Genomic DNA, 12,573 nt, shown 5'->3' with positions numbered 1-12,573 from the left:
CCGCCCTCGCCCTCGCTCTCGTACGCATCGGGCCGCCTCGGGTCGTCCTCGCACGCCTCGGGTCGCCTCGGCACGCCGCGGCCCCGGCCGCTCCCGGCCCGCACAGCCCCGCCCACTCGCTCTGCCCCGGCCGCTCCCGCTCCTCCGACCCCCGACCGCAAGGAGCTCCTCCGTGACGCCCTTCCGCACCGCACGTCCGACGGCGACGGGGGCGACGACCGCCCTCGTCGTCTGCGCCGCGCTCGCGACCCTCGTCGCCGCCGCGCCCGCACCCGCCGCGCCCCTGGTTCCGGCCGCCCGGCAGGGCGGCCCCGGGCCGCTCCCCGCCGTCACCCCGCGCGCCGAGACCGCCACGCTGTACGACGACGAGCAGGGCGGCAACGCCAACGCGGACGATCCCGCGATCTGGCGCAACCCCGCCTCTCCGGACGACAGCCTGGTGATCGCCACCGCCAAGGAGGGCGGGCTGCGGGTCTACGATCTGGACGCCCGCCCGGTGCAGTCGCTCCCCGCGCCGCCCGCGCCCGGCCCCGACGACGCCCCCGGCCGCTTCAACAACGTCGACCTGGTCCACGGAGTGCGGCTGCACCGGGGCGGGACGGCGGACCTGGCCGTCACCTCCGACCGGGGCCACGACAGGCTGCGTATCCACCGCATCGATCCGTCCAGGCCGGGCGGCCCGCTGACCGACGTCACCGACCCCGCCGCGCCCCGGGTGTTCTCCGCCGACCAGGACGAGGTCGACGAGCAGGCGACGGCGTACGGCCTGGCCACCTGGACGGACCGCCGCAGCGGCCGTTCGTACGCCCTGGCCAGCCGGCGCAACCGCACCTCGGTCGCGCTGCTGGAGCTGCTCCCGACGCGGTCCGGCACCGTGACGTACCGCAAGGTCCGGAGCCTCGACCTGCCCTCCGCCTTCCGGCTGCCCGACGGCACGTCCTGGACGCCGTGCGGCGAACCGGGCGAGCTGCCCCAGGTCGAGGGGATGGTGGTCGACCCGGCCGACGGCACGCTCTACGCGGGCCAGGAGGACGTGGGGATCTGGCGGATGCCCGCCGACCTGCGGGGGAAGCCGGTGCTGGTCGACAAGGTCCGCGAGTACGGCGTGCCGGGGACCTACGACGAGGAGAGCGAGGAGTGCGCCCCCGGTGAGGACCCGGGCTTCGGCGGCACCCGGATCTCGGCCGACGTGGAGGGGCTGACCCTGCTCCCCGAGCGGAACGGCGACCGGTATCTGCTGGCCTCCAGCCAGGGCGACGACACCTTCGCCGTGTACGCCCACCGGGCCGGCCGCGAGAACGGAGGCGGCCGTGAGAACCGGGCCGGCCGTGAGGACCGGCCCCTCCCCCGTTACGCGGGCGGCTTCCGCGTGACGGCGGCCTCGGCGACGCTGGACGGGTCCGAGGCGTGCGACGGCGCGGCGGTGATGCACGAACCGCTCGGCAGCCGGTATCCGGGCGGCCTGCTCGTCGTCCAGGACGGCAGCGCCACCCCGGCGCAGGACGGACGGGAGGCCACCGGCTTCAAGTTCGTCGACCTGAGGAAGGTCCGGGGAGCACTGGGCCTCACGGGCGCCGGGGGAAAGACCGGCACGGAGAAAGTCGCCGAATAATTCGGTTGAACCGCGAGCCCGGACGCTTTTAGGCTGAGGGCAGCGAAGAAAGGAGGTGTTCCGGAAGTGATTTCTTCTCGGACTCGTGAGGTGACTGCGGGCTGACGCCCGTCGTCGCGCTCTTTGCAGTGCATGGCCGGACGCCGGCCAATCCCCAGCAGTCACCGACCCGCAGGCTCGCCGGTAAGTCCGGCCGGCTCCTCTGTGCACGGAGGAACCAGAGCCTGCGGGTTTCTGCGTTTCCCGGCCCCGCACACCGCTCACGGCGGCTGGGTCACGGGCAGAGCCGCTCCACGCGCCACTTTCCGGCGCCCGGCTCGTCGCCCTCCCTCACATACCGCAGCCGGTCGTGCAGCCGGTTCTCGTGCCCCTGCCAGAACTCGATCGCCTCGGGCACCACCCGGAAGCCGCCCCAGTGCGGCGGGGCCGGGACCTTCTCGCCCTCGGGGTAGCGGGCGGCCAGCTCCTCGTACCGGCGGATCAGCTCCTCGCGGGAGCCGACGACGGTGGACTGGGCGCTGGCCCACGCGCCGAGCTGGGAGCCGTGCGGGCGGGTGCGGAAGTAGCCCACGGTCTCCTCACGGGAGGTGCGCAGGGCGGTGCCGGTGACGATGACCTGGCGGGCCATCGGGTGCCAGGGGAACAGCAGCGAGACATACGGGTTGGCGGCCAGCTCGCGGCCCTTGCGGGAGTCGTAGTTCGTGAAGAAGACGAAGCCCCGCTCGTCGTACTGCTTGAGGAGCACGGTCCGCGAGGACGGGCGGCCGTCCGGGGCGGCGGTGGAGACGATCATCGCGTTGGGCTCGTGCAGCACCCCGCCGACGGCGACCTGGCGGAACCAGCGGGCGAACTGGTCCATCGGATCGGGGCTGAGGTCGCGCTCGGTGAAGTCCTCCGAGCGGTACTGCTCGCGCATCGCCGCCGGATCGGTGGTGCAATCGTCGGGGAGGGATCCCGAGGAATCTTCTGGTGTGGGCACGGGCCCATCCTGCCGCAGCGGCGGAGTGTGCCCGGCGGGGAGGGTCCGTAACCACGCACCGCCGAAATGGAGCCCTGTGCCGGATGTCACGCTTCCCCGCTCCGTGGGAACCCGCCAATATCTTGGGGCAGGGCCCTGTGGTCTTCGCACAGCGGCGGCCTCCCGGGTACACGCACGCGCCTTCGGGTACATGCACACTCCGTACGCCACGGCCGCCGAACCGGGTCTGCCGCCCGCCCGCCGCCCGCCGAACCGAGGGAGCCGCCTGATGTCCGACTTCGTACCCGGCCTTGAGGGAGTCGTCGCATTCGAAACGGAGATCGCCGAACCGGACAAGGAAGGCGGTTCGCTCCGATACCGCGGGGTCGACATCGAGGACCTCGTCGGCCATGTCTCGTTCGGAAACGTGTGGGGCCTGCTCGTGGACGGGGCGTTCAACCCCGGACTGCCGCCCGCCGAGCCGTTCCCGCTCCCCGTGCACTCCGGTGACATCCGGGTCGATGTGCAGTCGGCGCTGGCGATGCTGGCCCCCGTCTGGGGTCTGAAGCCGCTGCTGGACATCGACGAGGCGACCGCCCGCGACGACCTGGCGCGGGCGGCCGTGATGGCGCTGTCCTACGTCGCCCAGTCGGCACGCGGCCAGGGGCGGCCCATGGTGCCGCAGAGCGAGATCGACAAGGCGGGGTCGGTGGTGGAGCGGTTCATGATCCGCTGGCGCGGCGAGCCGGACCCGAAGCACGTGAAGGCGGTCGACGCCTACTGGACGTCGGCGGCCGAGCACGGCATGAACGCCTCGACGTTCACGGCCCGGGTCATCGCCTCGACGGGCGCGGACGTCGCGGCCGCCCTCTCCGGTGCGGTGGGCGCGATGTCGGGTCCGCTGCACGGCGGCGCCCCGTCCCGGGTCCTCGGCATGATCGAGGAGATCGAGCGTACGGGCGACGCGAGCGCGTACGTGAAGCAGGCGCTGGACCGGGGCGAACGCCTGATGGGCTTCGGCCACCGCGTCTACCGCGCCGAGGACCCCCGCGCCCGCGTCCTGCGCCGCACGGCCCGCGAGCTGGCCGCCCCGCGCTTCGAGGTGGCGGAGGCGCTGGAGAAGGCGGCGCTGGAGGAGCTGCACGCACGGCGTCCGGACCGCGTCCTGGCGACGAACGTGGAGTTCTGGGCGGCGATCGTGCTGGACTTCGCGGAGGTCCCGGCGCACATGTTCACGTCGATGTTCACCTGTGCCCGTACGGCGGGCTGGTCGGCGCACATCCTGGAGCAGAAGCGCACGGGCCGCCTGGTGCGCCCGTCGGCGACGTACATCGGCCCGGGAACGCGGGACCCGCGCGAGATCGACGGGTACGACGACATCGTCGCGGGCTGAGAGGGGCGGGCGCGGGGGCTCGCGGCCGGTGAACGCGCGGGTACGGGGTACGCGTACCGGCACACCCCGGCCCGAGCCGGATGGCCGGCACACCCGGCCCGCCCCGGCACCCCGGCGCACCTCAACCTCACTTCCGGAGCGAGGAGGCTCACCATGACCACCCCCCGACCGTCCATGACCCTCTCCAGCACGGTGCTCGACGCCCCGGACGCGGCGGAGCTGGCGGACTTCTACCGCCGCCTCCTGGGGTGGGAGCCGGTGCAGGAGGAGCCGGGCTGGGTGAAGCTCCTCCCGCCGGGCGGCGGCTCCGGCCTGGGCTTCCAGACGGAGGAGGCGTACGTGCCTCCGGTCTGGCCCGCGTCCCCCGGCGACCAGCTGATGATGCTGCACCTGGACTTCGAGGTGACGGACCTGGAGGCAGGCGTGGCCCACGCGGTGGCGGAGGGCGCGACATCTGCGGAGTTCCAGCCGCAGCCGGACGTACGGGTGCTGTTCGACCCGGTGGGCCATCCCTTCTGCCTGTTCGTCAACGACCCGGCCCCGGGGCGGGCTCCGGCGACCAGCCCCGAGTGAGTGGCGGAACAGGCCCGGCACATCGGGGCGGGGGCGGGCGGCGGGTGTTCTCGACGGCCGCCCTAAGCGTGTGACGTGGGCAGGGTGACTTCGAAGCGGCAACCGCCCATCACATTGCGCACGGCGGCCCGGCCCTGGTGGGCTTCGACGATGCCCGCCACGATCGCCAGGCCGAGTCCCGCTCCCGCCGGCGGCGTACGGGCGTGGTTGCCGCGCCAGCCGGTGTCGAAGACGCGCGGCAGGTCCTCCTCGGGGATACCGCCGCAGCTGTCGGTGACGGACAGGACGACACCGTCGTCGGTGCGCCGCGCGGCGACCGCGACCGTGCCGTCGGACGGAGTGCGATGGATCGCGTTCACCAGGAGGTTGCCCAGGACGCGGCTCATCTCCTTGCTGTCGACCTCCACCGGCACACAGTCGACCGCCTCGCCGACCAGGCGCACTCCGTGCTCCCGGGCGAGCGGGTCGGCCCCGGCCATGGCGTCGGCGACCAGGTCGTAGACGGAGATCCGGGCGCGACTCAGAGCGAGGGCGCCCGCGTGGATGCGGGACAGCTCGAAGAGGTCGCCGACCAGGGTGTCGAGGCGTTCGACCTCGGAGCGGATCTGGCGCAGATAGCGGTCGGGGTCGGCGGCCACACCGTCCTCAAGGGCCTCGGACATGGCGCGCAGACCCGCGAGCGGAGTGCGCAGGTCGTGGGAGATCCAGGCCACCAGCTCTCGCCGTGATGCCTCCAGGGCTCGTTCACGGTCCCTCGACTTCGCCAGCTTGGCGCTGCTCGACTCCAACTCCGCGCTCAGGGCCATCAGTTCAGCGGTCGCCGCCCGCGCGGGCGCGGCGAAGCTGCCGCCGTCGCCGAACGAGCGGGCCGCCTCGGTCAGGGCCAGGCTGCGGGCGACCACCCAGCGGCCGAGCAGCAGCGCGGTGGCCAGGGAGACCACGGCGGCCATCGCCACGACGATCACGATCACGTTCAGATCGTGCGGCGACAGGAACATCTCCCAGGCCACTGCCAGGGTTCCGAGCAGCATCGCGAGGACCGCGACGGCCGCGACGACCGCGAGGGTGACCACGAGGGAACGGTGCCGCAGGAGCCGGAGCGCCAGGGCGCCGAGCAGCCCGGCGACCGCGGCGCCCAAGAAGGCCAGCAGGGCGATGATGAGGATGTCCAGCACGGTTCCGTCAGCCTTCGGTCGTCGTGGAGCGCCCCGGCCGGCCGGACCTGCGCCGCGCGGCGCACGCCGGGGCCGCCGGTCCGTCGGCGGTGCGGGGACCCGCGTGCACGGCGCGGCCCGGGCGCCCCGCGACGGCCCCGGCCAGGGTCGGGCCGTCGTCCACGACGAGGCCCATGACGAGCACGCGGTGCCCGGCGTCCGGCGGTGGTGTCTGCATGGCCCCAGCCTCGCACCGGTCGGCGGCGCCCGGGGCGTCCGGCCCTGGTCCAGCCGTCGACGTCCCGCTTTCGTAAGAACTTGAAGTCCCTTATGCCCGCTTCGCGTTCATAGAGTGGTGGACATGCCCTTCACCGTGTCCAGCGACGCCGACGACCCCTGCCGCAGCGCCTCCCCGCAGTCCCCGTCCCCGCTCTCTTCCCCTTCCCCGCTCTCTTCCCCGTCCGCGACTCCGCTGTCGGGGACGCCCGCCCCCGTCGCGTTACGGGTCGGGGACAAGGTGCTCCACCACCGCGAGGGCGACAACCGGGGAACCGTCGTCGGCATACGAAGACCCTGGTGGGCCCTGTTCGGGCGCGTCTACTGGGTCCAGTGGCGCGCGGGCGTCCTTCCCGTACCGATCCACACCGGGTTACGGCTCGCACCAGACGACCGGCAGGCCCGAAGAGAGGCGAGATGATGACGAGGCACGATCCGCAGCGCCCGGACGCTCCGAAGCGACGGCGATCGCGATCGCGCGGGCCGGTGCTCGCCGCCGCGCTGATCGCGGTCACGGTGGCCGTGAGTGGGGGTCTGTACTGGTTCCAGCCGTGGAAGCTGTGGCAGGACGAGACCGTACGCGAGGAACTGGCCGTCCCCACCGCCCCGCCGGTGACCGCGCCGCCTTCCCCCGGCGCCTCCCGGTCCACAGCACCACCGGCACCGCCGGGACCGGAGACGCTGGCGACGGGTGAACTGATCAGCCACGAACACCGCACGAGGGGCACGGTCAAGGTGGTCCGCCTGCCCGACGGCTCGCGCACTCTGCGTCTGGAGGGCCTGGACACCAGCAACGGCCCCGATCTGCACGTCTGGATCACCGACGCTCCGGTCAAGGAAGGCAGAGCGGGCTGGAGCGTGTTCGACGACGGCGCTCACGAGAGTCTCGGCAAGCTCAAGGGCAACAAGGGCGACCAGAACTACGCCCTGCCGGCCGGCATCGACCTCGACGAGTTCACCAGCGTGAGCATCTGGTGCGCCCGGTTCAGCGTCTCCTTCGGGGCGGCCGAACTCGCCCCTGCCTGACCCGGTCCGGCGGACGTCCGCCTGCCGCGCCCGAGGGCGGCTCAGTCCCGGGTATCGGCGCGTCGGACGGCGATGACGTTGTCGGTCACGGTCGCCGTCTCACCTCCGGGCCCGGTGGCGGTCCGCCGGGGCGCGTGGCACCGCTCGATCTGCCACCCGTCGCCGAGCCGCAGGGACGCGAGTACGTCGTCGGGGGCGGGGAAGCGTACGTCCTCGTGGCCGTCCCGCCAGGACCAGGGGGCGAGCGAGGCGTGCTCGACCAGTACGAGCAGGCCACCCGGGGCGACGGCCTCGGCGGCCCGCCGCAGTACCTCCTCGCGGGGGATCTCCAAAGGGGTGTGGAAATAGCTGGCGGTCACCAGGCCGAAGGTCCCGTCGGGGAAGGTCCGGGCCAGGTCGTGCCGGCTCGGGTGGACGCGGTCGGCCAGCCCGGCCGCGGCGGCCCCGGCGGCGACCCGGCCCAGGGCGGTCGACGAGACGTCGACGGCGGTGACGTCCCAGCCGAGCGAGGCGAGCCAGAGCGCGTCGCCGCCGTGCCCGCACCCCAGGTCCAGCGCCCGTCCGCCGCCGCCCGGCGCGGGGGCCAGGGCGGTGAGGACCTCGGCGAGGACGGCGTTGGGGCGGGTGCCCCATTGTGCGTCGACGCCGACGTAGTGGTTCTCCCAGAAGGCGGCGGAGTCGGTGACGCCGGTGGTGTCGCTGCTCATGGCTGTTCCCTTCATGCCCGTGGAGGCCGCTCCGGCCGAGCTGCCCCGCTGGCCAGAAAGGTGCGCTGCGGTCCGCCACACTTGCAAGCTCCCATGCCGTTTCGGCAACCTGGCAGGCATGGCAGCCGAAGAAGACGCGGCAGGACACGCGCCCGCACCCGGGAACACCAAGGACGGCATCCTGGCGGCGGTGGGACCCCGCCTCCGCGACCTGCGGCGCAGGCACGGGATGACCCTCGCCGATCTGGCCGAGCGGACCGGGATCAACGAGAGCACCCTGTCCCGCCTGGAGGGCGGCACGCGCAAGCCGACGCTGGAGCTGCTGCTGCCGCTGGCGGAGGTCCACGCGGTGCCGCTGGACGAACTGGTGGGCGCGCCCCGCACGGGCGACCCGCGCATCCACCTCCGCCCGGTCACCCGCGACGGCCTCACCTACGTACCGCTCAGCCGCCCCGGCGGCGTCCAGGCCCACAAGCTGCTGATCCCGCCGGGGCCGGACACCGAGCCGACCCTGCGGACCCACGAGGGCTTCGAGTGGCTGTACGTGCTGGCCGGGCGGCTGCGGCTGATCCTGGGCGAACGGACGCTGGTCCTGAAGCCTGGCGAAGCGGCCGAGTTCGACACCCACGTACCGCACTGGCTCGGCCCCGACGACGACCGGACGGTGGAACTCCTGGTCCTCTTCGGCCACCAGGGCGAGCGGGCCCACCTGAGGGCCCGCCAGGGGCCTTTGGGAGGATCAGCCCATGCGACCCACTGACGCGGCATCGGTTCACCACTCCCCCTCGACCTGGCAACAGCCCTGCCCGCCACCGGCGTCGGCCGATCGCAGCGCCCTGACGGAAGCTCTCGCGGAACGCGTGTCGACCGTCGGTCCGGGCCGCCTGCTCGTGGGCATCGACGGCTTCACCGCAGCAGGGAAGACGAGTTTCGGCCACGAACTGGCCGAGCGCATAGCGGCGTCGGGCCGTCCGGTGCTCCGAGCCACGCTGGACGACTACAAGAACCCGTGGAAGGACCGCCACCTCTACGACCGGGAGTCGGGCGAGGGCTACTACCGCAACGCGTACGACTACGACGCGGTCCGCCGCCTGCTGCTGGACCCCTGCCGGAACCCGGCGGCGGACTCCTGCGCGCTGTGCTTCATCGACCCGCTGACGCAGCAGAGCCACGCGACGGAGACGGCCCCGCTCGCCCCGGACTCGGTGCTGATCGTGGACGGGGTCTTCGCGTTCCGGCCCGAGATCGACCCGTACTGGGACTTCCGCGTCTGGATGGACGTGGACGCCGAACTCTCCGTTCGGCGGGGCGCGGAACGCGACCAGAACTGGGCGGGCTCGGACGCGGAGGCGATCCACCGCGACCGCTACCTGGTGGCGGAGCGCATCTACCTCAGGGAGGTGGACCCGCTGCCGAGGATGGACGCGGTGGTGGACAACACGGACTTCGCGCGACCGCGGCTGATCACGGGCTGACCCCGCTGCTCTCCTGCGCGGAGTGATCGCGTCGGCCGGTGCGCGGGCTGGAAAATCCGGGTGCTCCGGCGGGAGGACCACGTTAGGCTCGGCCGCATGAACGTCACCGGCCTCAGCACCACCGCGACCGCGCGAGCGACCAGCTCGCCGGTTGCCGCCGCCTGACCTTCCCTCCCCCCGGCGACCGGAAACGGTCCGTCGGCAGTGCCGTGGCGCCCCTGGCCCCGGCCGGGTGACGAACGGTCCCGTTCTCCGGTGCCTCCCCGCGACACGCGAAGGAGCCCCACCCATGCGTACGGACCAGCTGATCAGCACGTTCGTCGAGTACTACGAGGAGCGCGGCCACCGCCGCATCACCGGATCGACCCTGCTGCCGCCCGACGGCGACCCCGTACTCTTCACCACCTCCGGCATGCACCCGCTCACGCCGTACCTGGAGGGCCGCCCCCACCCGCTGGGCCGGCGGCTGGTGAACGTACAGCGCTGCCTGCGCACCACGGACCTGGACGAGGTCGGGGACGCCACGCACCTGACGGTCTTCGAGATGCTCGGCACCTGGTCGCTGGGCGACTACGGGGGCCCGCTCAGTCTCGACTGGGGGTACGGGCTGCTCACCGAGGGCCTGGGCGTCCATCCCGGTCTGCTGCACGCCACCGCCTTCGCCGGTGACGGCCGGACCGGTCCGGACACCGCCTCCGTCGAGATGTGGCAGGGCCTCGGCGTCCCCGTGGAACTCACCGTGGAGGACAACTGGTGGCCCAACGACTCGGCCGGTCCCTGCGGCCCCGACTCGGAGATCTTCCTGTGGACCGGCGAGGGCCCGCCGCGGTCGACGCCCACCCGCGACGACCGCTGGGTCGAGGTGTGGAACCACGTCACGATGACCCACCGCCGCCTCGGCGACGGCTCCCTCGTCCCCCTCCCCCAGCGCAACGTCGACACCGGCCTCGGCCTGGAGCGGCTGGCCTCCCTGCTCCAGGGCGAGTCGTCCGTCTTCGCCTGCGACGTCTTCGCCCCCTGGCGCCGCCTGGTGCCCGCCCTCTGGCCGCTGGACGAACCGTCACTGCGCCTGGTCTGCGACCACCTGCGGTCGGCCGTCGTGGTGCTCGGAGACGGCGTACGCCCGGCCAACACGGGGCGTGGCTACGTGCTGCGCCGCCTGGTACGGCGGGTGCTCACCGTGCTGTGGCGCGACGATCCCTCGCGGAGCGTCGGGGACCTGCCGCGAGAACTGGTCGAGCACACTCTGGACCACTTCCGGCAGGACATGCGCCCGGGCGACGTGATCGGAATGCTTCTCGAAGAGGAACACCGGTTCCACGGGCTCCTGGAGCGCGGCCGAGGGGTGCTCGCCAAGCCCCGCTTCCAAGGCCCGCTGACCGAGGAGGACTTCCACTACCTCCACGACACCCATGGGCTGCCGCGCGAGCTGGTCCTGAGCCTGCGCGAGGAGTGAGGGCATGAAGCGCATCGCCCCCGCAGGACTTGGCACACTGTGGGGAGCCCGGAATGCTCGCCCCTGACAGACGGCGTCAGGTGTGGATGACGGAGACAGATCATGGGAGTAGACGTGGACGCGGGTTCGCTGGAGTGGGCGAGGGCCTGGATGTGCGCGACTTTCACCCGCGGCCTCGGCCCCGAGGAGGTGTTCGCCCGCTACGGCGCCGATCCGGGGCGGGCGCGCCTGCTCGACTGGGACGCGGCCTCTGATCTGCCCTCGGGCGGATCGGCCCACGGGACGGTCTCGTTGCTGCGGGCGGGCAGGATCGGTGAGTGGGCCTTCTGCGTCGAGGAGGACGGCGACATCGGCTGCCGGGAAGAATCGCTCGCGGAGTTGTCCAGGGGGACTGAGACGTACAGCGTGGCGACCACCGAGGGGATCGACGTCTTCCAGCACTGGCGCAACGGTGAGTGCGTCGAGTACTTCGAGCCCGGCACGGAGCACAGCCGGTCCGAACCGTTCGGCCCCTGGTGGGACCGGGTGGACGAAGTGCTCGCCGCACACGAAGGCGAGGGCTCTGGGGTGGCCCCAGTGGTGGCCCTCGTACTCGCCCACCTAGGCATCACCCTGGACGACGCGATCCTCGCCGGGCCCTGGCCCAGCCTGACGCTCGCCGAGGACGAGACACCAGCGGCGCCCCTGGGCCATACCTACGCGGGAGAGGGACCGGTTCCGCCCGGGGCCGTCCTGGATTTCGGCCCTTCAAGCGGACTGTCCTGAACCTGAACGGCAGAATCGCCGTCCGCCGCCCTGGACCACGGCCTGCGCCCGGCCGGCGCTACGCCCTGCTGGTTCGGATGACCTCGCCCGGGTCCCGCAGCCATACCTGCTGGCCCCGGTCGGTCACGGTCAGCCCGAACTGCCCGGCGTCGGGTCGCCCCACCGACTCGTACTCCCACCAGACCTGCTCGATCTCCTCCCACAGGAACCCGGGCCCGTACTGCCACACCTCCTCACCTGTGGCGGTCGTCGCGGCGCCTCCGTCCTCCCGGGTCACCCAGACCCGGGCACCGTCGGCGGTGTTCTGGTGGATGAGCCGTACGCCGGGCAGCCGGGCCCCCGCGTACAGGGCGAACCCGAGGTCGAGGAGCCGGGCGGGGTCCAGGCCCGCCGCACGGGCCCGCCCCTGGCCCCGCACCTCGTGGAGATCGGGCACGCGATGGGAGCGCATCGGCATGTACGTGGCCCCGCCGCAGAACGGGCCGGTCGCGGTGCCGTCGTCCTGAACGCGGAGCTGGACCAGTGCTCCGGACCAGAACTCCCGGGCGAGCGGGGCCACCACGACCCCGCCGGGCCGGACCTGCCGGAGCAGCGCGTACGGGACGTACCGCAGGGCGCAGGTGGAGACCAGCCGGTCGACCAGTCCCAAACCGGGCCAGGGCTGTTCGCCGTCGCCGACGCGAAGGTGTGGCCGGTAGCCGGCCTGCGCGAGGGCGTCGGCCGCCTGCCGGGCCACGACCGGGTCGACCTCGACGCTGTGGACCAGATCGTCGCCGAGCCGTTCGCAGAGCAGCGCGGCGACATACCCGGTGCCGGTGCCGATTTCCATTACCCGCTGTCCGTCGACGACTTCGAGGAGCGTGAGCATCCGGGCGACCATCGAGGGCATCGAGTTCGACGACGTAGCGACACCGGGACCGCCCTCGACCCCGTCGTCGAGCTGAGTGACGACCGGCTCGTCCGAGTTCACCAACGCCAGCCACGCATCCGTTCCCACGACAGGCGCGCATTGGTCGGGCAACTGCCGCCACACATCCGCCGGGACGAACCGGCTGCGCGGAACGGCCTCGAACACCCGCCGCCACCGGCCAGTGAGCAGCCCACGATCGGCCAGCTCCTGCACCAGGTCCGGGTAGGTGGGTGCCTGGGGTGCGGCGCTCACGGCTGCGGGAAGCACT

The 12,573-nt window shown here is 72.8% G+C and carries 13 protein-coding genes and 1 pseudogene; 9 read left to right on the top strand and 5 right to left on the bottom strand.

What is annotated here, in order from left to right:
• Positions 1-172: 172 nt before the first annotated feature.
• Positions 173-1,612, top strand: a complete 1,440-nt coding sequence (locus tag ACH4RG_RS04425) for a phytase (RefSeq protein WP_397919540.1) — start codon at positions 173-175, stop codon at positions 1,610-1,612.
• Positions 1,613-1,886: 274 nt separating this feature from the next.
• On the opposite strand, the gene pdxH is transcribed toward ACH4RG_RS04425, so the two are convergent.
• Entirely contained in the window at positions 1,887-2,528 is a 642-nt protein-coding gene (gene pdxH / locus ACH4RG_RS04420; protein WP_397920525.1) for a pyridoxamine 5'-phosphate oxidase, read from the bottom strand.
• Positions 2,529-2,859: 331 nt separating this feature from the next.
• On the opposite strand from pdxH, the gene ACH4RG_RS04415 reads away from it, so the two are divergent.
• Together ACH4RG_RS04415 and ACH4RG_RS04410 are read left to right on the top strand one after the other, a co-directional pair.
• Positions 2,860-3,963 carry a citrate synthase 2 gene (locus tag ACH4RG_RS04415; RefSeq protein ID WP_397919538.1) on the top strand — a complete coding sequence of 368 codons (1,104 nt, stop codon included), beginning with the start codon at positions 2,860-2,862 and terminating at the stop codon, positions 3,961-3,963.
• 153 nt (positions 3,964-4,116) lie between these two features.
• Positions 4,117-4,533: pseudogene (locus ACH4RG_RS04410) on the top strand (VOC family protein); the annotation flags it as partial.
• A 65-nt stretch (positions 4,534-4,598) separates the two neighbouring features.
• On the opposite strand, the gene ACH4RG_RS04405 reads toward ACH4RG_RS04410, so the two are convergent.
• Positions 4,599-5,711: a sensor histidine kinase gene (locus ACH4RG_RS04405; RefSeq protein WP_398161626.1), complete on the bottom strand. Its 1,113-nt coding sequence runs from the start codon at positions 5,709-5,711 to the stop codon at positions 4,599-4,601.
• A gap of 7 nt (positions 5,712-5,718) precedes the next feature.
• Positions 5,719-5,928 (bottom strand): hypothetical protein, encoded by a 210-nt coding sequence (locus tag ACH4RG_RS04400; RefSeq protein ID WP_397927633.1) that lies wholly within the window; start codon positions 5,926-5,928, stop codon positions 5,719-5,721.
• A 123-nt stretch (positions 5,929-6,051) separates the two neighbouring features.
• Between ACH4RG_RS04400 and ACH4RG_RS04395 the strand changes: the two genes are divergently transcribed.
• On the top strand, positions 6,052-6,387 hold the full coding sequence (locus ACH4RG_RS04395) for a hypothetical protein (RefSeq protein WP_397919532.1): 336 nt from the start codon (positions 6,052-6,054) through the stop codon (positions 6,385-6,387).
• Entirely contained in the window at positions 6,387-6,992 is a 606-nt protein-coding gene (locus tag ACH4RG_RS04390) for a DM13 domain-containing protein (protein ID WP_397927829.1), read from the top strand. The genes ACH4RG_RS04395 and ACH4RG_RS04390 overlap by 1 nt, the downstream gene beginning before the upstream one ends.
• Before the next feature lie 41 nt (positions 6,993-7,033).
• Here ACH4RG_RS04390 and ACH4RG_RS04385 read toward each other — a convergent pair whose 3' ends face one another.
• On the bottom strand, positions 7,034-7,699 hold the full coding sequence (locus tag ACH4RG_RS04385) for a class I SAM-dependent methyltransferase (RefSeq protein ID WP_398539097.1): 666 nt from the start codon (positions 7,697-7,699) through the stop codon (positions 7,034-7,036).
• A 118-nt stretch (positions 7,700-7,817) separates the two neighbouring features.
• On the opposite strand from ACH4RG_RS04385, the gene ACH4RG_RS04380 reads away from it, so the two are divergent.
• From ACH4RG_RS04380 to ACH4RG_RS04365, 4 genes are all read left to right on the top strand, one after another.
• A complete protein-coding gene (locus tag ACH4RG_RS04380) occupies positions 7,818-8,459 on the top strand; it encodes a helix-turn-helix domain-containing protein (RefSeq protein ID WP_398539096.1) in 642 nt (213 codons plus the stop codon).
• The gene (locus ACH4RG_RS04375) at positions 8,446-9,174 is read left to right on the top strand and encodes a uridine kinase (protein WP_397919526.1); all 729 of its coding nucleotides are present in this window, start codon (positions 8,446-8,448) and stop codon (positions 9,172-9,174) included. Before ACH4RG_RS04380 ends, ACH4RG_RS04375 begins: the two co-directional genes overlap by 14 nt.
• Before the next feature lie 289 nt (positions 9,175-9,463).
• Complete coding sequence (locus ACH4RG_RS04370; protein WP_397919524.1) at positions 9,464-10,630, top strand: alanine--tRNA ligase-related protein; 1,167 nt, start codon at positions 9,464-9,466, stop codon at positions 10,628-10,630.
• A gap of 102 nt (positions 10,631-10,732) precedes the next feature.
• Positions 10,733-11,395, top strand: coding sequence for a DUF6461 domain-containing protein (locus tag ACH4RG_RS04365; protein WP_397919522.1), 663 nt, complete (start codon positions 10,733-10,735; stop codon positions 11,393-11,395).
• A 58-nt stretch (positions 11,396-11,453) separates the two neighbouring features.
• Here ACH4RG_RS04365 and ACH4RG_RS04360 read toward each other — a convergent pair whose 3' ends face one another.
• Positions 11,454-12,557 carry a methyltransferase domain-containing protein gene (locus ACH4RG_RS04360; RefSeq protein ID WP_398539095.1) on the bottom strand — a complete coding sequence of 368 codons (1,104 nt, stop codon included), beginning with the start codon at positions 12,555-12,557 and terminating at the stop codon, positions 11,454-11,456.
• Between the last annotated feature and the right edge of the window lie 16 nt (positions 12,558-12,573).

Origin of the sequence: Streptomyces sp. NPDC021019 (assembly GCF_044333295.1) — a bacterium.
In the GTDB taxonomy this organism is placed as follows: domain Bacteria; phylum Actinomycetota; class Actinomycetes; order Streptomycetales; family Streptomycetaceae; genus Streptomyces.
This window is presented reverse-complemented; position numbering and strand designations above follow the sequence as displayed.